Source organism: Streptomyces sp. NPDC051243 (genome assembly GCF_044455405.1).
In the GTDB taxonomy this organism is placed as follows: Bacteria; Actinomycetota; Actinomycetes; order Streptomycetales; family Streptomycetaceae; genus Streptomyces.
The window spans coordinates 127,365-144,655 of the sequence record NZ_JBITES010000016.1 but is presented as its reverse complement, the minus strand read 5'-3'; the positions used below and the strand labels follow the sequence as shown (position 1 = coordinate 144,655).

The following is a 17,291-nucleotide window of genomic DNA, read 5'->3' as shown; positions in this document are numbered from 1 at the left end:
GAAGAACCGAGGCCCGCGCCCACGCCGCGCGCCCTCGTAGAATCGCCGAGTGAACGCCCCCGTACCCCCGGCCGAGACCCTGCGCCACAGCCTCGCCAACCTCCTCGACGGTCTCCCGCCCCGCCAGGCCGCCCAGGCCGTCGAACGCCTCATCGCCAACTACCGGGGCGCCACCCCCACCCACACCCCCATCCTCCGAGACCGCGCCGACGTCGCCGCCTACGCCGCCTACCGCATGCCCGCCACCTTCGAGGCCGTCCACGCGGCACTGGAGGCGTTCGCGCGGGCCGTCCCCGACTGGGCCCCCACCAGCCACACCGACGTCGGCGGCGGAACCGGCGCCGCGACCTGGGCGGTCACCGCCACCTGGCCCGGCGAGCGCGACGTCACCGTACTGGACTGGGCCGAGCCCGCCCTCGCGATCGGCCGGGAGATCGCCGCCGCCAACCCCGCGCTCGGGAAAGCCGGTTGGCACCGCGCCCGGATCGGCTCGGCGCTCACCCTGGACCCCACCGACCTGGTCACGGTCTCCTACGTCCTCAACGAGCTCACCGCACCCGACCGCACCGCCCTCCTCGACACCGTCGTCTCCGCCGCCCAGGCCGTCGTGATCGTCGAGCCCGGCACCCCGGACGGCTACACCCGCGTCATCGAGGCCCGCGACCGCCTCGTCACCGCCGGCTTCCACATCGCCGCGCCCTGCCCGCACAGCGCCGCCTGCCCCATCGTCCCCGGCACGGACTGGTGCCACTTCTCGGCACGGGTCAGCCGCTCCTCGCTCCACCGCCAGATCAAGGGCGGCTCCCTCGCCTACGAGGACGAGAAGTTCGCCTACGTCGCCGCCACCCGCCACCCCGTCACCCCGGCCCCCGCCCGCGTCGTACGCAAACCCCAGATCCGCAAGGGCCAGGTCCTTCTCGACCTGTGCGAGACCGAACCCTCCCTGCGGCGCACCACGATCACCAAACGCCACGGCGACCTCTACAAGGCGGCCCGCGACGCGGCCTGGGGCGACGCCTGGCCGCCGGCCGAGGACGAAGAGCGCTAGGCCGTGTCCGCAAAGTCCCGCCTGCCCCGCGACGCCTAGGACCGGCCCACAGCACGAAGCCTCGCCCGCGCCCCCGCCCGGTCCGTGACGCCGACACCGGTCACGACGCCCCGTCGGCCGGCTCCTCTCCCCGTAGTTGCCCCTGTTTCTCCTGGAACTTGCGCAGCAGCTCCTTCTTCTGGGTCCGGGGGTCGGCGCCGCCGCCGATACGGCCGTCCCGGCCGCCTCCGCGCAGCGCGCCGCGGCCGAGGTTCCGCCGCGTCCCGCCGACGCCCAGCATGTTTCCGGCTCCGTTTCGGGCCATGGTCGAGCTCCCTTCGTCACCATGGATGGAACGAGACGGTTCGTCTCGATCGCCTGGACTCACTCAGGGTCCGGCGAGACGCTCCGTCTTGTCAACCTGATAAATTCGAGCCATGGCAGCCCAGAAGTCCGCCCACCCCGCCCCCAGCACCACCCGCCGCAGCGAGAAGTCCCGCCGCGCCATCTACGACGCCGCCCTCGCCCTCGTCGGGGAAGTCGGCTACCCCAGGACCACGATCGAGGGCATCGCCGCCCGCGCCGGCGTCGGCAAGCAGACGATCTACCGGTGGTGGTCGTCGAAGGCGGACGTCCTGCTGGAGGCCTTCCTCGACCTGAGTGAACAGGCGTCCCGGGACGCGGGCCCGGAGTACGAGTTCGCGATCCCGGACACCGGCGACCTCGCCGCGGACCTCAAGGCCGTCCTGCGCCTCACCGTCGACCAGCTCAAGGACCCCCGCTTCGAAGTCCCGTCCCGCGCCCTCGCCGCCGAGGGTGTGGTCAACGAGGAGCTCGGCCGGGTCTTCGTGGCCAAGCTCCTCGAACCCTCGCTCCGGCTGTACGTCGACCGGGTGCGCGCCGCCCAGGAGGTCGGCCAGGTCCGCCAGGAGGTCGACCCGCGCATCGCCCTCGAGCTCTGGGTCTCCCCCCTCGCCCAGCGCTGGCTCCAGCACACGGGCCCGATCTCGTACGAGTACACGGACACGTTGGTCGACTACGCCCTGTACGGCCTCGCACCGCGCACGGTAGGGGCGTAAATCCCGCCAAAGCAGGCCATTACCGCTGATCAAGGTGCTGTGTACGCCTCGTCCCACCTACCCCGGTTGTCCGCTACGGCCCCCCGGAGCGCACGATGATGGGACCATAGGGCATGCTGTTCCGCACGACAGCGAGGCGAGGCGATAGATGAGCGCGGAGTTGGGCGGCCGGACCGGCCTACAGGGCAAACTCTCCCAGTGGCTGCGCGGACGCCGCCCCAGGGACACCGCCGACGACGGCGGCAGAGAGGCCCTGCTGCTGGCCGCCGCCGCCGCGGGACTGCCCCTCGCGCCCGCCGCGCACCCCGCCGGCTACCGCTGTTCCTGTGACCGGGTCGGCTGTCCCACCCCCGCCCGGCACCCGGTGTCCTTCGCCTGGCAGACGCAGTCCACCACCGACCGCGCCCAGATCGAGCGCTGGGCCCGCCATCAGCCGCAGGCCAACTTCATCACCGCGACCGGCATGGTGCACGACGTCCTCGACGTGCCGATCGAGGCCGGGCGCGAGGCGCTGGAGCGGCTGCTCGACTCCGGCATCGAGGTCGGACCGGTCGCCGAGAGCGACGACGGCCGCATGCTGTTCTTCACCCTCACCCGCGGCACCCCCGAGGACGAGGACGAGTGGTGGCCCTGCGAGCTGGACTGCCACCCCGAGACCATGGACGAGCACCCGGGGCTGCGCTGGCACTGCCGCGGGTCCTACGTCCTCGTACCGCCCGCCCGGCTGCCCGGCGAGGGCCAGACCGTGCACTGGGTGCGCGGGCTCGAACACCCGCTGCCCGACCCGCTGAGCCTGCTGGAGATCCTCACCGACGCCTGCGCCCGCCACGCCGGCCAGGAGTCCCACCACGCCGGCGCGGCCTGGCCGCTGCGGCACTGAGCCGCCGTCCGGGGCGGCCGCGCCGAGCCGCCGCCCCGAGTGACGTCACTCGCCCTTCGCCGACGTGAGTCCCTGGGTCCGGCCGATGACCTCCACCTTGCCGGAGCCCTTCGGGTCCAGGGCCACCTCGGTGGAGATGATCTCCATCGTGAGCGACTGCTTTATCTCGCCCTTCGTCAGGGCCTCGACGGCCTTGCCCGGCGAGGGGACCGAGGTGCCCGCGTAGGCGGTCCGCTTCTCGTAGTAGCGCGTGGTGAAGAACACCAGCGCGCCGCCGTCCGTGGTGCGCAGCGCCAGCGGGGCGTAGTCGCCGTTCGTGAGCGGTTCGTCGATGAACTGGCTGACCAGGCCCGGCCGCTTGGCGTCCTTCGCCCGGTCGGCACGCCACCCGCTGGTGTGGCGGCCGGGCGCGAAGGCGTCCCCGCCGTCCTTGAGGTAGCTCGCGTACGCCTTGCTCAAGTCCCCCGGAGGCACGGCCAGTTCGGCCGAGTTCGCGGGGATGGCCTCGGCCCAGCCGTCCTTGTCCGTCTTGAACTTCGGCACGTCGTCGGGGGCCACCAGCGTCAGATACGCGGCCTCCCACGGCTCGTCCAGGCTGTGGCGGGTGAACACGAAGAACCAGCGCGCGCTGCCGAACTTGTTGCCGGCCGCGTCGGCCAGGAACCAGCGTGGCCAGCCCGCCTTCTTCGGGATCGTGAACTTGATGTCCGACAGCTTCAGCGGGGTGTGTGCCGCGTTGCCGCCGGGGCTCACCGCCTTGCCCGCCTTCAGCCGCGCCGCATCGATGTCGCTCAGGGCGCCGGTGACGTAGTCGGCGTCGAGGGAGCTGTCGTACGCCTTGTCCGCCTTGTTGTACGCGGTTGTGAACTGCTCTAGGGCCTTGGCAGCCTCCGCTTTGGTGGCCGAGGGGAGAATCTCCCGCTCCCCGTGGACCACCACGCATCCGCTCGCCGTCAGCGACAAAGCGGTCACCGAGGCAGCTATCAGTGCGCTCCGGTCAAGCCTGCGGAGCCTTCGAGGGCCGCGTTCCCTGCTCATCAGGTCCCTTCACCTTCCCCTTCCCGGAGGCGAACCCTACCGGTGCGAGGAACAGCGTGAGCGTCGGGATCAGGTACAGCAGCCACACCGTGACCTGGAGGACGGTCGGGTCGGGCTGGAAGTTGAAGACGCCCTTCAGCACGGTGCCGTACCAACTCGACGGATCGATGGTGTCGCTGACGTCGAAGGCCTTGTCGCTCAGGCCCGGCAGCCAGCGCGCCTCCTGCAGATCGTGGAAGCCGTACGCCAGCACGCCCGCCGCCACGACCACCAGCATGCCGCCGGTCCAGGTGAAGAACCTGGCCAGGTTGATGCGCAGGGCGCCGCGGTAGAACAGCCAGCCCAGGACGATCGCGGTGGCGATGCCGAGGGCGACGCCGATCAGCGGGCGCGGGGTGCCGTCGCCGGCCGCGCGCACGGAAGCCCACACGAACAGGGCCGTCTCCAGGCCCTCCCGGCCGACGGCGAGGAACGCGGTCGCCACCAGTGCGCCGGTGCCCATCCGCAGGGCCGCGTCCAGCTTGCCGTGCAGCTCGGCCTTGAGGTGCCGGGCGGTGCGGCGCATCCAGAACACCATCCACGTCACCAGGACCACCGCGAGGAGCGACAGCGACCCGCCGAGCGCCTCCTGCGCCTCGAACGTCAGCTCCTGCGAGCCGAATTCGAGCGCGCAGCCGAAACCGAGCGCGAGGGCGACCGCGACGCCGATGCCGATCCAGATGGGCCTGAGGGCGTCCCGGCGGTCCGTCTTCACCAGATAGGCGATGAGGATGCAGACGACGAGGCTGGCCTCCAGGCCCTCGCGCAGACCGATCAGATAGTTGGAGAACACGGTCCCTCACGCCTCCTTGGCGAACAGCGTGCTGCCCCACCAGTCGTTCTTGTCGCGGACGCCGGGCGGGATCGCGTAGATCGCCGAACCCACGTGCTGGATGTACTCGTTGAGCGAGTCGATCGCCAGGTTGCGCTGGATCGGGATGAACCCGGTGCGCGGGTCGCGCTGGTAGGCGAGGAAGAACAACCCCGCGTCCAGCCTGCCCAGGCCGTCGGTGCCGTCGGTGAAGGAGTAGCCGCGGCGCAGGATCGTCGCCCCGTCGTTGGAGTCGGGGTGCGCGAGCCGGACGTGCGCGTCGGGCAGCATCGCCTTCAGGAACGGCTCGTCACGCTCCTTCGCCTTGCCGACCGGGGCGCCCTCGCCCTTGTCGCGGCCGATGATGTCCTCCTGCTCCCGCAGGGAGGTGCGGTCCCAGGTCTCGATGTGCATACGGATGCGCCGGGCGACGAGGTAGGACCCGCCGGTCATCCACGCCGGGCCGTCCTTCTCGCCGACCCACACGAACTTCTTCAGCCGGTCCGTCTCCGTGCCGGCGATGTTCCGTGTCCCGTCCTTGAAGCCCATGAGGTTGCGCGGGGTCTGCTCCTCGGGGGTCGTGGACGAGGTCTTCCCGAAGCCCAGCTGGGACCAGCGGATGACGACCTTGCCGAAGCCGATGCGGGCCAGGTTGCGGATCGCGTGCACGGCGACCTGCGGGTCGTCCGCGCAGGCCTGGACGCACAGGTCGCCGCCGCTGCGGTTCTTGTCGAGGTTGTCACCGGCGAAGTGCGGCAGTTCGACGAGGGCTTCGGGCCGCCGGTCGGCGAGCTGGAACTTCTCGAACAGGGACGGACCGAACCCGATGGTGAGGGTCAGCCGCGACGGCTTCAGCCCCAGCGCCTCACCGGTGTCGTCCGGCGGCGCCTCGGCCGGACCGCCGTACCCGCCCTCGCCGACCGCCTGCCCGGCGGTCATCCGGCGTGCGGCCGCCGTCCAGTCCTTCAGCAGCCGCACGAACTCGGCGCGGTCGTCGGTCTTCACGTCGAACGCGGCGAAGTGCAGCCGGTCCTGCACCGGGGTGGCGATACCGGCCTGCTGGTCGCCGTGGAACTCGACGGCGGCGCCCGCCTCGGCGCCGACGGGGTCCACGTCAGGGCCCGTGCCGGTCATCGCCACGGCACCCCCGGCCGCGACGGCACCGAGCGCGAGCCCGGCCCCGCCCCAGCCGATCAGGGCACGCCGGGACGGGGAGGAAGGAGTCTCGGTCATGAGGGTGCCCGCCTTACTTCACGACGACGGCGGCGGCGAGCTTGGACAGCGGCTCCGCGAGGGCGTTGACACCGTCCGACAGCTCCTTGCGGTCGGCGTCGCCGACCTTGTCGTACGAGGTGAAGTCGTACGACGACTTGTCCGCGCGGTACTTGTCGAGCAGCGCGTTCAACGCGCCGAACTGCTTGTCGAGTTCGGTGACCAGCGCCGCGTCGTTCTCCTGGGCGACCGGCTTCAGCAGTTCGTAGGCCTTCTGCGCGCCCTCGACGTTGGCCTTGAAGTCGACGAGGTCGGTGTGCGAGTAGCGCTCCTCCTCGCCGGTGACCTTGCCGGTGGCGACCTCGTCGAGGAGTTCCTTGGCGCCGTTGGCCATGGAGGTCGGGGTGATCTCGGCCTTGCCGACCCGGTTCTGCCAGTCCTTCAGGTCCTTGACGAGCAGGTCGGCGAGCTCCTTCTCACGGTCGCCGATCTTCTTGTCCTGCCACAGGGCCTTCTCCAGCCGGTGCCAGCCGGTCCAGTCGGTGGCCGGGTCCTGGCCGGCCGCCAGGCCGTCCTCGCGGACGTCGACCTTCGGGTCGATGTCGCCGAAGGACTCGGCGACCGGCTCGGTGCGCTCCCAGCCGATGCGGGAGGTGGCGTAGGCCTTCTTCGCGGCCTCGATGTCCCCGTCCTTGACGGCCTTGGCGAAGGCCTCGGCCAGCGGCAGCGTCTCGTCGGCCTGCGCTTGCGCGTACTCGCGGTAGGCGGCGACGGCCTTGTCGAGCCGCGGGTCGCGCTGGGCGACGGCGCCGTCCCCGGTGGCCTTGACGCTCTGCCGGATGCCGTCGCCCTTCATGCCGGGCTTGCAGGCGATCGTGTAGTCGCCCGCCTTCACCTCGGCGGTGACGGTCTGCTTGGTGCCGGGGCCTATGTTCTCGCGCTCGGTGACGATGCGGTCGTCCGGGAAGAGGATGTAGACCTCGGTGACCTTGGATCCCTTGTTCTCGACGGCGAGCTCGACATGCCCGGCCGGGAACTCCTTCTTCGACACCTCGCACTTGTCGTCCGTCGCCGTCACGTTGACGACCCGGTCGCTCCCCGCCGAACTGCCCTTCTCCGTGCACCCCGTGACGGCGGTCAGGGCTGCCACGGCGGCGACGGCGGTGGTGACGGGGAGTCTGACGGTGCGCATGAGGGCTCCAGGGGTGGCCGAAAGTGTGCGTGACGTGGCTCACGAGCTAGGAAGGTGAGGCTCGCCTAACTCGGATAAGGATTGCCTAAGTGGTCAAAACCGAGCCCATAGAGAAGCCAAAGGAACGTCAAAGATTGCGTAGCGGGGTCACGAGCAACGCCCCCGTCCGCGGATGGGGAAGCACCTCCACGGGCTGGTCGTAGACCTCCGACAGCAGCCGTTCGGTGAACACCTCGGCCGGCGGCCCGTCGGCCGCGACCCGCCCGGCGTGCAGGATCGCGACCCGGTGCGCATAGGCCGCCGCGAGCCCCAGATCGTGCAGGACGACCACCACCGCGTCCCCGGCCCGCGCCCGCTCCCGGCACACCCTCAGCACCAGCTCCTGGTGCCGGAGGTCCAGCGCCGCCGTCGGCTCGTCGAGCAGCAGCAGCGGGGCGCGCTGCGCGAGCACCCGGGCGAGCGCCACGCGGGCCCGCTCACCGCCGCTGAGCGCGGAGAACGGCCGTACGGCGAAGTCGGTCACCTCGGTGGCGGCCATCGCCTCGGCGACGGCGAGGTCGTCCTCGGCGGGGGAGGAGGCGTGGGGTGCGCGTCCCATCCGTACGACGTCCTCCACCGGGAAGGGGAAGGAGAGCGTCGCCGACTGCGGCAGCACCGCGCGGCGCAGGGCGAGGTCGGGCGCGGACCAGTCGGTCGCCGGGCGACCGTGGATCCGTACGACACCCTCGGCGGCCGGGACGTCGGCGGCCAGCGCGCTCAACAGGGTGGACTTTCCGGCACCGTTGGGGCCGACGAGCGCGAGCACCTCACCGGCGCGGACGGGGAGGGAGACGCCGTGCAGGACGGGGCGGGTGCCGAGGCGGACGTGGAGGTCGTCGGCCTCGGCCAGGGTGTCGCCGGGGGCGGCGGGGGGTGGGGGAGCGGGGCGCGGGCGGAGAAGTCTCATGGGCGGGCTCCTTGGAGGAGTCGGTCGCGGGCGGTTCGGCACCGCCGAACAGGTCGTGGGGGCTGAGGGCCGTCGTGCCGGGAAGGAGGGCCGGCGTGGTGTCGCGCGGTCGACGTGCCGGCCCTAGGCCGTGTCCGCGACCTAGGTCCACCCCCCTTGCCGCCGCCGAGTCCGCCGCAGCAACCAGAAGAAGAACGGACTTCCCAGCAGCGCCGTCAACACCCCGAGCGGCAACTCCGCGGGCGCCGCGATCGTGCGGGACACCAGGTCCGCCGCGAGCAGGACCAGCGCCCCCAGCAGCGCACTGGCCGGCACCAGGAACCGATGCCCCGGCCCCGCCGCCATCCGCAGCAGATGCGGCACGACGAGACCGACGAAGCCGATGATCCCGGACACGCTCACCGCGGCGGCCGTCAGCAGGGCGATGACCAGGACGAGGACGATGCGCAGCCGCTCGACGTCGACGCCCAGATGCCGCGCGGGCCGTTCGCCCAGGGCCAGCAGGTCCAGGCGGCGGGCGTACAGCGGGGCGACGGCGAGTCCGAGCGCGGCGCACGGCAGCACCGCCAGCACCTTCGGCCAGGTCGCCTGGGAGAGCGAGCCGAGCTGCCAGAAGGTGATCTGCTGGATGGCCGCGGTGTCCGCGAAGAACAGGAACAGCCCGATCACCGCCCCGCAGAAGGCGTTCACGGCGATACCGGTGAGGATCAGCGTCACCACCTCGGTACGGCCGCCGGAGCGCGACATCGCGTACACGAGCAGGACGGTGGCGAGTCCGGAGACGAACGCGAAGACGGAAACCGTCCAGGTGCCGAGGAAGTCGACGCCGACCGCGATCGTGCCGACCGCGCCGACCGCCGCGCCCGAGGAGACGCCGATGACGCCGGGCTCGGCGAGCGGATTGCCGAACACGCCCTGCATCAGCGCGCCGGCGCAGCCGAGGGAGGCGCCGATGAGCAGCGCGAGCACGATGCGCGGGAAGCGGACGTTCCAGAGCACCGACTCGGCGACGCGGTCGAGTTCGGTGCCGCCGAGGCCGGCGCGGTGCTGGATGGAGGCGAGGACGTCACCGACGGGAACCGGGTAGGCACCGATGCCCGCGGCGACCGGCACGAGGGCGAGGAGGGCGAGGGCCAGGCCGGTGGTCAGCAGCCAGGCGGTCGTGGGGCGGCGTCTGGATGGTGGGGTGGCGTCCGAGGTGGCCTCGGGCGCGGGCTTCTCCAGTACGGTCATGGGTTTAGGTTAGCCTTACCTTTGTTGTCACCTTCCGGGGTGCGGCCGTGGATACGGCTGCTGCGACAGGGGGAGCGGCCCCTGTTGCCGGGGCGGTCGGCGGGCGAGGGCTGCTGCCCGGAGCTGTGTCTGCACCGCCTGGACGGCTTCCGCTCGCCGCTTCCGGCGCTGCGCTCGTCGGCCAGGCGATCAGAGGTCGACTGGCCGCACAGGTACGCGCGGTGGCTGGAGGATGCTGAAGGGACCCCGTTGCGCGACGGACGCTGGGAGCTGGCGGGCCGTACCGGCTTCGCGCCGGGTAGCTGGACCGAGGACTTCGTCCGGGACCGGCCGGGCGGCAGCCTGGAGCTGTACTGCGGGGGCGGCTGGCACGGAGTGCTGCCCCTGCGCCGCCTCTCCCCGCCCGACGCCCTGCGTGTGAAGGCGTACCGCAAGCACGCGAGGGACGGCACGCTCGCGCCCGTACTCCTTTGGTGGGTTTCCTTCTTCGACGGCCGGCTGATCCCGGACGGCCACGACCGCGCCCTGGCCGCGCTCGCGGAGGGGGCGGAACCGGTGTGCGTGGAGCTCAGGAGCGTGGTGGACGAGGAACTGTGGCGGCGGACGGCCGAGGAGGTCACCGCGGCGCACCGGCAGCGTATGGACGGCCTGGACTCCCGCCCGCCGCATCCGGACCTCCGGGGTCAACGGGCCGCTGTGGAACGCGGCTACGCCGACGCCGTCGCCTCCCTGCCGTACGACACCGCCCCCACCCCCTCCTGGAACCTCCCCGGGGGAGCCCCCGCCTGGGACGACCTCGCCGTGGGCACGATGCTTGAATGCCCCCGTGACTGACTACGACGTCCTCCGCGTCTTCTGCGGACCCAGGGGCGGATACGGCAACGAACTCGGCGTCGTCCGTGACGGCTCGGTGATCCCCGAGCGGAGCGAGCGGCAGGCGTTGGCCGCGAAGCTCGGCTTCAGCGAGACCGTGTTCGTGGACGACCCCGAGCGTGGGGTCATCGACATCTACACGCCCTCCGTGCGGCTGCCCTTCGCCGGTTACCCGTGCGTCGGCGCGGCCTGGCTGCTCGACGTGCCCGAGCTGGTCACGCCCGCCGGTGTGGTGGGCGCGCGGCTGGACGGGGAGTTCAGCTGGATCGAGGCGCGGGCGGAGTGGGCTCCGCCGCGCACCTTGCGGCAGTACGCGACCGCCGCCGAGGTCGACGACCTCACCGTGCCCCCGGCAGGGGAGTGGATCTACGCCTGGGCCTGGGAGGACGAGGCCGCCGGACGCGTCCGGGCCCGTGGCTTTCCCGGGCGTGGCGACGGCATCGAGGAGGACGAGGCGACCGGCGCCGCGGCCATCCAGCTCACCCATCGGCTCGGCCGGGCGCTCAACATCACCCAGGGCGCCGGTTCGCAGCTCCTCACCGCGCCGCAGCCCGGGGACTGGGTCGAACTCGGCGGCCGGGTCGTCCTGGAACGCTGAGCCTCACGCGCTCAGCGGGAACTCCTCGCCCAACGCCCGGAAGACCCCGGTGTTCAGGGCGAAGGCCTTCTTGCACTCCGTCACGATCCGCTGCCTCTCCAGATCGTCGGCGTGCACCGCGTCCAGCAGCTCGCGGTAACTCCGCTTGAACGCCGCCGGGTTGGGGATCTGCTCGAAGACGTAGAACCGGACCCCGTCGCCCTTCTTGGCGAAGCCCCACGTCTTCTCCGCCTTGTCGCGGATGATCTGGCCGCCGGAGAGGTCGCCGAGGTAGCGGGTGTAGTGGTGGGCGACATAGCCGCCCGGCCAGCGCTCGGCGCACTCGCGCACCCGGTCCGCATACGTCCGCGTCGCCGGGAGCGCCGACAGCCCCGCCCGCCAGCCCGGACCGCGCAGATGCGCAAGGTCCCGCTCCAGCGCCGGCAGCCGGAACAACTCCGGCCGGATGAAGGGTCCCGCCACCGGGTCCGACGCCAGCCGCTCGGTCCCGGCCTCCAGTGCGTCGTACACGAACCACAACTGCTCGGTGTAGCGCGCGTACGCGTCGACGCCGAGCCGTCCGCCGAGCAGGTCGCTCATGAACGTCGAGGTCTCGGCCTCCACGTGCTGTTCGTGCGACGCGGTGCGGATGAGAGTCGAGAAGGGCTCCATGGCCATATCCTCTGAGGTAAGGCTTACCTAAGTCAATAGGTTTGCCGACGCCCTGTCGGTAAAAGCGTACAAGAGAAAGCCCGCCCTGGCAGGGCGGGCTCGAAGGTCGGCGATCAGGCCGGCGATCAGGGCAGCGTGAGGATCTCCGCCCCCGTCTCCGTCACCACCAGCGTGTGCTCGAACTGCGCCGTCCGCTTACGGTCCTTCGTGACGACCGTCCAGCCGTCGTCCCACATGTCGTACTCGTGCGTCCCGAGCGTCAGCATCGGCTCGATGGTGAAGGTCATGCCGGGCTGGATCACCGTCGTCGCGTGCGGGCTGTCGTAGTGCGGGATGATCAGGCCCGAGTGGAAGGACGAGTTGATGCCGTGGCCGGTGAAGTCGCGGACCACGCCGTAGCCGAAGCGCTTCGCGTACGACTCGATCACCCGGCCGATCACATTGATCTGGCGGCCCGGCCTGACCGCCTTGATCGCACGGTTCAGCGACTCGCGGGTGCGCTCCACCAGCAGGCGGCTCTCCTCGTCGACGTCGCCCACCAGGTACGTCGCGTTGTTGTCGCCGTGCACCCCGCCGATGTACGCCGTCACGTCGAGGTTGATGATGTCGCCGTCGCGCAGCACCGTGGAGTCCGGGATGCCGTGGCAGATCACCTCGTTGACGCTCGTGCACAGGGACTTGGGGAAGCCGCGGTAGCCGAGCGTCGAGGGGTAGGCACCGTGGTCGCACATGTAGTCGTGCGCCACCTTGTCCAGTTCGTCGGTGGTGACCCCGGGGGCGATCAGCTTCGCCGCCTCGGCCATCGCCCGCGCCGCGATCCGGCCGGCGATCCGCATCGCCTCCACGGTCTCCGGAGTCTGCACCTCCGGACCGGTGTACGGCGTCGGCGCGGGTTTGCCGACGTACTCGGGGCGGCGGATGTTTCCGGGCACGGAACGGGTGGGGGACAGCTCCCCCGGTACGAGCAGCGACTGGCCAGACATGCAAGCGAGTCTAACCAGCGGGCATGGGGGAACATGACGGTGGCGAGAGGAGCCGGTCATGGCCTTGTTCAAGAAGCGTACGGTCGGGAAGCCGGGCGAGTGGTACTACTGCCTCGTCCACAAGAAGGTCGAGGAGGGGCCGGAGTGCCCGGCCAAGGACCGCTTCGGGCCGTACACCAGCAGGGAAGAGGCCCAGCACGCGATGGACCTGGCGCGGGAACGCAACCTGGAGTGGGAGAACGACCCCCGCTGGCACGACGCCCCGACCGGCCCGGCGGACGACGACTGACTCAACCCTCCGAGGGCACTGATTCAACCCTCCGCGGGCGTCGGGGCCGGCGCCGGCCCCGACGTGGTCGCCGCCGCTGCCGCCGCCCGCTGCTCGCGCAGCCGTACCGCGTGCTCGTTCGTGCGCGCGTCGTACGACATCAGCTTCGGCAGGCACAGCGCCAGCAGCCCCACCGCGCCCACGCACAGCAGCCCGCCCGACCAGACAGACGTCCTGACGCCCTTCCAGGCGGCGACACCGCCCACATAGGTCTGGCCGAGCTGCGGGCCGACCGAGTACGACAGCAACTCGATCCCGGCGAGCCGGCCGCGCAGCTCGTCCGGGATCGTCTGGTTCCACATCACCCCGCGGAAGATCCCGCTCACCATGTCGGCGGCGCCGCCCAGCGTCAGGAACAGCAGCACCAGCCAGACGTCGCGGGACACACCGGCGGCCGCGATCGCCGCGCCCCACAGCGCCGCCGACAGCACCACGACCCGTCCGTGCCGGTGCACCCGGGACGTCCAGCCGCTGGTCAGGCTCACCACCATCGCCCCCGCCGGGACGGCCGCGTACATCAGGCCGAGCGACCAGGGGGCGTCCAACTCGTCCGCGAGGAACGGAAGTACGGCGAGCGGCATCGCGAAGAGCATCGCCGTGATGTCGATGACGTACGTGCCGAGGAGCTCCTTGCGGCTCCAGGCGTACCGGGCGCCCTCGGCGATCGCCTTGAGGGACGGCTTCGCGGCGGCGTGGGAGGCGGGGGAGGCGGCGATGGAGAGCGTGAGCAGGACGGAGACGACGAACGTCAGCAGATCCGCGCCGTATGCCCAGCCGAGCCCCGCGTACGCGACGACCACCCCGGCCAGGGCCGGGCCCGCGACCCCGCCGACCTGCCAGCGCAGCGCGTTGAGCGAACCGGCCGCGGGGAGGTGCTCATGGGCGACGATCCGGGGCCACAGCGAGTCCAGGGCGGGGCGCTGGACCGAGACGAGCGCGGAGGACAGGGCGGCGACCGCGTACAGCGGCCACACCGCGGGGCTCGGTAGCAACGCGTTGACCAGCAGCGCCGCGCTCAGCAGGGCCTGCCCGGCCTCGGTCCACAGGATCAGCTTCCGCTTGTCGAGCGCGTCGGCGAGCGCGCCCCCGTACAGCCCGAACACCACCAACGGCACCAGCTCCACGGCACCGATCGCGCCGACCGCCGCCGCGGACCCGGTCAGCTCCTTGATCTGCACCGGCAGCGCGACGAAGGTCAGAAAACTGCCGAAGTTGGAGATCAGCCCGGCCAGCCACAGCTTCCGGAAGTCGGCGGAGGCGTGCCAGGGCGCGAGATCGGGGAGTACGGCGCGGAGCCGGGAAGGAGGAGCGGGGGTGGGGGAGGTGGGGCCGTCGTCCGTCACGAGGGGCCATGCTCGGGTGAGGATGCGGGGGAGGCAAACGGTTTTGCGGGGCGGGGCGGGTCGGGGCTCGGCGAGGGGACGCGGCGGGGAAGGGCCGCAGGACGGCCGGTGGCGACGCGGCGGGGAAGGGCCGCAGGACGGCCGGTGGCGACGCGGCAAGGAAGCCGACGGCTCCGGGCGGAGCCGGGCCTCGTCGAGTCCGGCGTCCTGAGGGACCGGGTCGGGTCAGTGGGCGGACGGGGTCACCAGGGTGCGGGTGGGGTCGCCAGGGCCGGGTGGGGTCACCTGGGCGCGGCCGCGGTCACCAGGGTGCGGGTGGCGGGGCGGTCAGTGACTCCGCCAGCCGGGACAGCCGGTCGCGGAACCGCCGGCGGCCTCTCGGGGCGGGCAGCGCGTTCTCGCCGGCCGCCGCGCTCACCAGGTGCTGCACGGTGTCCAGGTCCAGCTCGGAACTCTCGGACACGGCCAGCGTCTCGTGTGCCATCGCCGTCAGGTCACCCTCGTCGGCGCCGAGCGCCAGCACCGTCGCCCCGGCCCGCCGGGCGTCGTGCACCCCTTCCAGAAGCGGCTCCCCGGGCCCTCCCGGCGACACCACCAGCAGCGTCTCCCCGCGCCGTGCCGCCGCCAACCGGCCGAGACCGACCGCCAGATGCGCCGGATCCGAGGCGCGAGCGGCATGCCGTACCAGGGTCGGGGTCAGCTCCGGCGTCCCCGACCACGCGGCCTCGTCCACCAGATGGGCCGCCAGATGCCATGGCTCGTACTCCGGCGTGCCGACCAGCAGCAGCCCGCCGCCGTGCGACACCGCCGATGCCCGCAGCGCCCCCGCGAACCGCCGTGTGGCCCCCAACCACTCGGTCCCGGCGAGTACTTCGCGCAGCAACGCGACCCGTACGGCATCCATGCGACCGCATCCTGCCGCAATCGACCACTCGTGACCCGGAGTTCACCACGAATTCGCCCGACTTGGGCAGACCGATCCGTCATCCCGCACAACCGTCCGTGCCCCGCCCGCGGCCACCGGCGACCGAGCCGCGGCGACCGGCCATCCGAGGAGCCCTCCATGACAGAGACCAGCGTCCCGTTCCGTGCCCGTCACGAGGGCTACGCCAGCTTCCGCATCCCGGCCGTCGTCACCAGCTCCGCCGGCACCGTCCTCGCCTTCTGCGAGGGCCGGGTCAACTCCGCCGCCGACCACGGGCACATCGACATCGTGCTGAAGCGGTCGACGGACGGCGGCCGCACCTGGGGCCCCCTCACGGTGGTCGCCGACAACAACTGGCATCTCGCCGGCAACCCCGCCCCCGTCGTCCTCGACACCGGCCGCATCCTGCTCGTCTTCATCCGCAACCACGCCGACGCGACCGAGGCCGGCATCCTGCGCGGCGAGGTCGGCGACGCCGACGGCCGCCGGATCTGGGTGCGCTACAGCGACGACGACGGCGTCACCTGGTCGAGCTCCAAGGAGATCACCGCGCAGGTGAAGCGGCCCGGATGGCGCTGGTACGCCACCACGCCCGGCCACGCGATCCAGCTGAGCACCGGCCGGGTCGTCGTCCCCGCCAACCACACGATCCCGCCCACCGGCGACGACACCGGCACGGAGCCCCGGTACAACAGCGGCCACTGCCTGCTCAGCGACGACCGGGGTGCCACCTGGCGCATCGGCTACGTCGACGAGAACACCGACGGCTACATCAACGTCAACGAGACCACCGCCGCCGAACTCCCCGACGGCCGCGTCTACTTCAACACCCGCAACGACTCGACGTCCCCCGGCAACCGCGCCGACGCGTACTCCGACGACGGCGGCGAGACACTGGTGAAGCCCTTCCGCCCGCAGGCCGGCCTCGTCGCTCCCATCTGCGAAGGCAGCGTGCTCCAGCTCCGCGACCCCGACGTTCTGCTCTTCTCCGGCCCCGCCGACCCCGCCGCCCGCGCCCTGATGACCATCCGGGCCTCCACCGACGGCGGCCTCACCTGGCGGCCCGCGCACACGGTGGACGGGCTGCCCGCCGCCTACTCGGACCTCGTACGGATCGACGCCGACACGGTCGGACTCCTCTACGAGACCGGCGACTTCGGGCCGTACGAGAGCATCACCTTCCGCCGGGTGCCCGTGACGCACCTCACCTGACCCATCGGGGTGCGCAGGGCGGACGTAAAGTCGGCCCATGACCTCTACCGACAGTGCACAGCAGCCCACCGACGCCCCCGCGAAGGCCCCGGCCAAGGACCCCTGGGACCTCCCCGACGTCTCCGGGCTCGTCGTCGGCGTGCTCGGTGGGACCGGGCCGCAGGGCAAGGGCCTCGCCTACCGGCTCGCCCGGGCCGGCCAGAAGGTGATCATCGGCTCGCGGGCGGCCGAGCGGGCCGAGGCCGCCGCCGAGGAGCTCGGGCACGGTGTCGAGGGCGCCGACAACGCCGAGTGCGCGCGGCGCAGCGACATCGTGATCGTCGCCGTGCCGTGGGAGGGCCACGGCAAGACCTTGGAGTCCCTGCGCGAGGAGCTGGCGGGCAAGCTGGTCGTCGACTGCGTCAACCCGCTCGGTTTCGACAAGAAGGGTGCCTACGCGCTGAAGCCGGAGGAGGGCAGCGCCGCCGAGCAGGCCGCCGCCCTGCTGCCGGAGTCGCGGGTGACGGCGGCCTTCCACCACCTGTCGGCCGTGCTGCTCCAGGACCCGGAGATCGAGGAGATCGACACGGACGTCATGGTGCTCGGCGAGGTCCGCGCCGACGTCGAGATCGTCCAGGCGCTGGCCGGCCGTATCCCCGGCATGCGCGGCATCTTCGCGGGACGGCTGCGCAACGCCCACCAGGTGGAGTCGCTGGTCGCGAACCTGATCTCGGTGAACCGGCGGTACAAGGCACACGCCGGGCTCCGCGTCACGGACGTCTGAGAGCCTGTGTCATATCCCCGGTCGGACCGGCGCGGGGCGTCGTGGGGGAGGAGCTACAGGCGCGTTTCGGCAACGCAGCCGGGGGTCCCCCCTGCTCGAAGAGCTTGGGGGAGTGCGTGCCAGGCGTCGCGCGCCCGGCCGGGGGACATGACACAGGC

At 71.9% G+C, this 17,291-nt stretch carries 19 protein-coding genes; 8 read left to right on the top strand and 11 right to left on the bottom strand.

Features of this window, described 5'->3' with window-relative positions:
- Positions 1-49 precede the first annotated feature (49 nt).
- Positions 50-1,048 (top strand): small ribosomal subunit Rsm22 family protein, encoded by a 999-nt coding sequence (locus tag ACIBAG_RS34890; protein WP_399110784.1) that lies wholly within the window; start codon positions 50-52, stop codon positions 1,046-1,048.
- Positions 1,049-1,148: 100 nt separating this feature from the next.
- Here the strand turns inward: ACIBAG_RS34890 and ACIBAG_RS34885 are convergent, their stop codons facing one another.
- Positions 1,149-1,352, bottom strand: coding sequence for a DUF6243 family protein (locus ACIBAG_RS34885; protein WP_399110783.1), 204 nt, complete (start codon positions 1,350-1,352; stop codon positions 1,149-1,151).
- A gap of 112 nt (positions 1,353-1,464) precedes the next feature.
- On the opposite strand from ACIBAG_RS34885, the gene ACIBAG_RS34880 reads away from it, so the two are divergent.
- Positions 1,465-2,106 (top strand): TetR/AcrR family transcriptional regulator, encoded by a 642-nt coding sequence (locus ACIBAG_RS34880; protein WP_399110782.1) that lies wholly within the window; start codon positions 1,465-1,467, stop codon positions 2,104-2,106.
- Positions 2,107-2,254: 148 nt separating this feature from the next.
- Positions 2,255-2,986 (top strand): bifunctional DNA primase/polymerase, encoded by a 732-nt coding sequence (locus tag ACIBAG_RS34875; protein WP_399110781.1) that lies wholly within the window; start codon positions 2,255-2,257, stop codon positions 2,984-2,986.
- A gap of 45 nt (positions 2,987-3,031) precedes the next feature.
- Here the strand turns inward: ACIBAG_RS34875 and ACIBAG_RS34870 are convergent, their stop codons facing one another.
- From ACIBAG_RS34870 to ACIBAG_RS34845, 6 genes are all read right to left on the bottom strand, one after another.
- The gene (locus ACIBAG_RS34870; protein ID WP_399110779.1) at positions 3,032-4,024 is read right to left on the bottom strand and encodes a hypothetical protein; all 993 of its coding nucleotides are present in this window, start codon (positions 4,022-4,024) and stop codon (positions 3,032-3,034) included.
- Positions 3,984-4,856: an iron uptake transporter permease EfeU gene (gene efeU / locus ACIBAG_RS34865; protein WP_399110777.1), complete on the bottom strand. Its 873-nt coding sequence runs from the start codon at positions 4,854-4,856 to the stop codon at positions 3,984-3,986. Before efeU ends, ACIBAG_RS34870 begins: the two co-directional genes overlap by 41 nt.
- A gap of 6 nt (positions 4,857-4,862) precedes the next feature.
- The gene (gene efeB, locus ACIBAG_RS34860; protein ID WP_399110775.1) at positions 4,863-6,107 is read right to left on the bottom strand and encodes an iron uptake transporter deferrochelatase/peroxidase subunit; all 1,245 of its coding nucleotides are present in this window, start codon (positions 6,105-6,107) and stop codon (positions 4,863-4,865) included.
- A 13-nt stretch (positions 6,108-6,120) separates the two neighbouring features.
- The gene (efeO, locus tag ACIBAG_RS34855) at positions 6,121-7,278 is read right to left on the bottom strand and encodes an iron uptake system protein EfeO (protein ID WP_399110773.1); all 1,158 of its coding nucleotides are present in this window, start codon (positions 7,276-7,278) and stop codon (positions 6,121-6,123) included.
- 127 nt (positions 7,279-7,405) lie between these two features.
- Complete coding sequence (locus ACIBAG_RS34850; protein WP_399110771.1) at positions 7,406-8,224, bottom strand: heme ABC transporter ATP-binding protein; 819 nt, start codon at positions 8,222-8,224, stop codon at positions 7,406-7,408.
- A 141-nt stretch (positions 8,225-8,365) separates the two neighbouring features.
- Positions 8,366-9,457: a FecCD family ABC transporter permease gene (locus ACIBAG_RS34845; RefSeq protein WP_399110770.1), complete on the bottom strand. Its 1,092-nt coding sequence runs from the start codon at positions 9,455-9,457 to the stop codon at positions 8,366-8,368.
- A 24-nt stretch (positions 9,458-9,481) separates the two neighbouring features.
- Here ACIBAG_RS34845 and ACIBAG_RS34840 point away from each other — a divergent pair, with 24 nt between their 5' ends.
- Positions 9,482-10,291 carry a hypothetical protein gene (locus tag ACIBAG_RS34840; protein WP_399110768.1) on the top strand — a complete coding sequence of 270 codons (810 nt, stop codon included), beginning with the start codon at positions 9,482-9,484 and terminating at the stop codon, positions 10,289-10,291.
- Complete coding sequence (locus ACIBAG_RS34835; RefSeq protein WP_399110767.1) at positions 10,284-10,928, top strand: PhzF family phenazine biosynthesis protein; 645 nt, start codon at positions 10,284-10,286, stop codon at positions 10,926-10,928. Before ACIBAG_RS34840 ends, ACIBAG_RS34835 begins: the two co-directional genes overlap by 8 nt.
- Before the next feature lie 3 nt (positions 10,929-10,931).
- On the opposite strand, the gene ACIBAG_RS34830 is transcribed toward ACIBAG_RS34835, so the two are convergent.
- On the bottom strand, positions 10,932-11,579 hold the full coding sequence (locus ACIBAG_RS34830; protein ID WP_399110765.1) for a heme oxygenase (biliverdin-producing): 648 nt from the start codon (positions 11,577-11,579) through the stop codon (positions 10,932-10,934).
- A gap of 125 nt (positions 11,580-11,704) precedes the next feature.
- Positions 11,705-12,562 (bottom strand): type I methionyl aminopeptidase, encoded by an 858-nt coding sequence (map, locus tag ACIBAG_RS34825; RefSeq protein ID WP_399110764.1) that lies wholly within the window; start codon positions 12,560-12,562, stop codon positions 11,705-11,707.
- Positions 12,563-12,620: 58 nt separating this feature from the next.
- Between map and ACIBAG_RS34820 the strand changes: the two genes are divergently transcribed.
- Positions 12,621-12,851 carry a hypothetical protein gene (locus ACIBAG_RS34820; RefSeq protein WP_399110763.1) on the top strand — a complete coding sequence of 77 codons (231 nt, stop codon included), beginning with the start codon at positions 12,621-12,623 and terminating at the stop codon, positions 12,849-12,851.
- Between the two features lie 23 nt (positions 12,852-12,874).
- On the opposite strand, the gene ACIBAG_RS34815 is transcribed toward ACIBAG_RS34820, so the two are convergent.
- Together ACIBAG_RS34815 and ACIBAG_RS34810 are read right to left on the bottom strand one after the other, a co-directional pair.
- Positions 12,875-14,233, bottom strand: coding sequence for an MFS transporter (locus tag ACIBAG_RS34815; protein ID WP_399110761.1), 1,359 nt, complete (start codon positions 14,231-14,233; stop codon positions 12,875-12,877).
- A 301-nt stretch (positions 14,234-14,534) separates the two neighbouring features.
- Complete coding sequence (locus tag ACIBAG_RS34810) at positions 14,535-15,137, bottom strand: hypothetical protein (protein WP_399110759.1); 603 nt, start codon at positions 15,135-15,137, stop codon at positions 14,535-14,537.
- Between the two features lie 159 nt (positions 15,138-15,296).
- On the opposite strand from ACIBAG_RS34810, the gene ACIBAG_RS34805 reads away from it, so the two are divergent.
- Both ACIBAG_RS34805 and npdG read left to right on the top strand, forming a co-directional pair.
- Positions 15,297-16,370, top strand: coding sequence for an exo-alpha-sialidase (locus ACIBAG_RS34805; protein WP_399110756.1), 1,074 nt, complete (start codon positions 15,297-15,299; stop codon positions 16,368-16,370).
- A gap of 37 nt (positions 16,371-16,407) precedes the next feature.
- Positions 16,408-17,133 carry an NADPH-dependent F420 reductase gene (gene npdG, locus ACIBAG_RS34800; protein ID WP_399110754.1) on the top strand — a complete coding sequence of 242 codons (726 nt, stop codon included), beginning with the start codon at positions 16,408-16,410 and terminating at the stop codon, positions 17,131-17,133.
- Positions 17,134-17,291: the final 158 nt, after the last annotated feature.

What these genes read in the sequence shown, in the direction of transcription:
- ACIBAG_RS34885 (WP_399110783.1), bottom strand. Translation starts at nt 1,352, where the DNA reads ATGGCCCGAAACGGAGCCGGAAACATGCTGGGCGTCGGCGGGACGCGG.
- ACIBAG_RS34880 (WP_399110782.1), top strand. Translation starts at nt 1,465, where the DNA reads ATGGCAGCCCAGAAGTCCGCCCACCCCGCCCCCAGCACCACCCGCCGC.
- ACIBAG_RS34875 (WP_399110781.1), top strand. Translation starts at nt 2,255, where the DNA reads ATGAGCGCGGAGTTGGGCGGCCGGACCGGCCTACAGGGCAAACTCTCC.
- ACIBAG_RS34870 (WP_399110779.1), bottom strand. Translation starts at nt 4,024, where the DNA reads ATGAGCAGGGAACGCGGCCCTCGAAGGCTCCGCAGGCTTGACCGGAGC.
- efeB (WP_399110775.1), bottom strand. Translation starts at nt 6,107, where the DNA reads ATGACCGAGACTCCTTCCTCCCCGTCCCGGCGTGCCCTGATCGGCTGG.
- efeO (WP_399110773.1), bottom strand. Translation starts at nt 7,278, where the DNA reads ATGCGCACCGTCAGACTCCCCGTCACCACCGCCGTCGCCGCCGTGGCA.
- ACIBAG_RS34850 (WP_399110771.1), bottom strand. Translation starts at nt 8,224, where the DNA reads ATGAGACTTCTCCGCCCGCGCCCCGCTCCCCCACCCCCCGCCGCCCCC.
- ACIBAG_RS34845 (WP_399110770.1), bottom strand. Translation starts at nt 9,457, where the DNA reads ATGACCGTACTGGAGAAGCCCGCGCCCGAGGCCACCTCGGACGCCACC.
- ACIBAG_RS34830 (WP_399110765.1), bottom strand. Translation starts at nt 11,579, where the DNA reads ATGGAGCCCTTCTCGACTCTCATCCGCACCGCGTCGCACGAACAGCAC.
- map (WP_399110764.1), bottom strand. Translation starts at nt 12,562, where the DNA reads ATGTCTGGCCAGTCGCTGCTCGTACCGGGGGAGCTGTCCCCCACCCGT.
- ACIBAG_RS34820 (WP_399110763.1), top strand. Translation starts at nt 12,621, where the DNA reads ATGGCCTTGTTCAAGAAGCGTACGGTCGGGAAGCCGGGCGAGTGGTAC.
- ACIBAG_RS34810 (WP_399110759.1), bottom strand. Translation starts at nt 15,137, where the DNA reads ATGGATGCCGTACGGGTCGCGTTGCTGCGCGAAGTACTCGCCGGGACC.
- ACIBAG_RS34805 (WP_399110756.1), top strand. Translation starts at nt 15,297, where the DNA reads ATGACAGAGACCAGCGTCCCGTTCCGTGCCCGTCACGAGGGCTACGCC.
- npdG (WP_399110754.1), top strand. Translation starts at nt 16,408, where the DNA reads ATGACCTCTACCGACAGTGCACAGCAGCCCACCGACGCCCCCGCGAAG.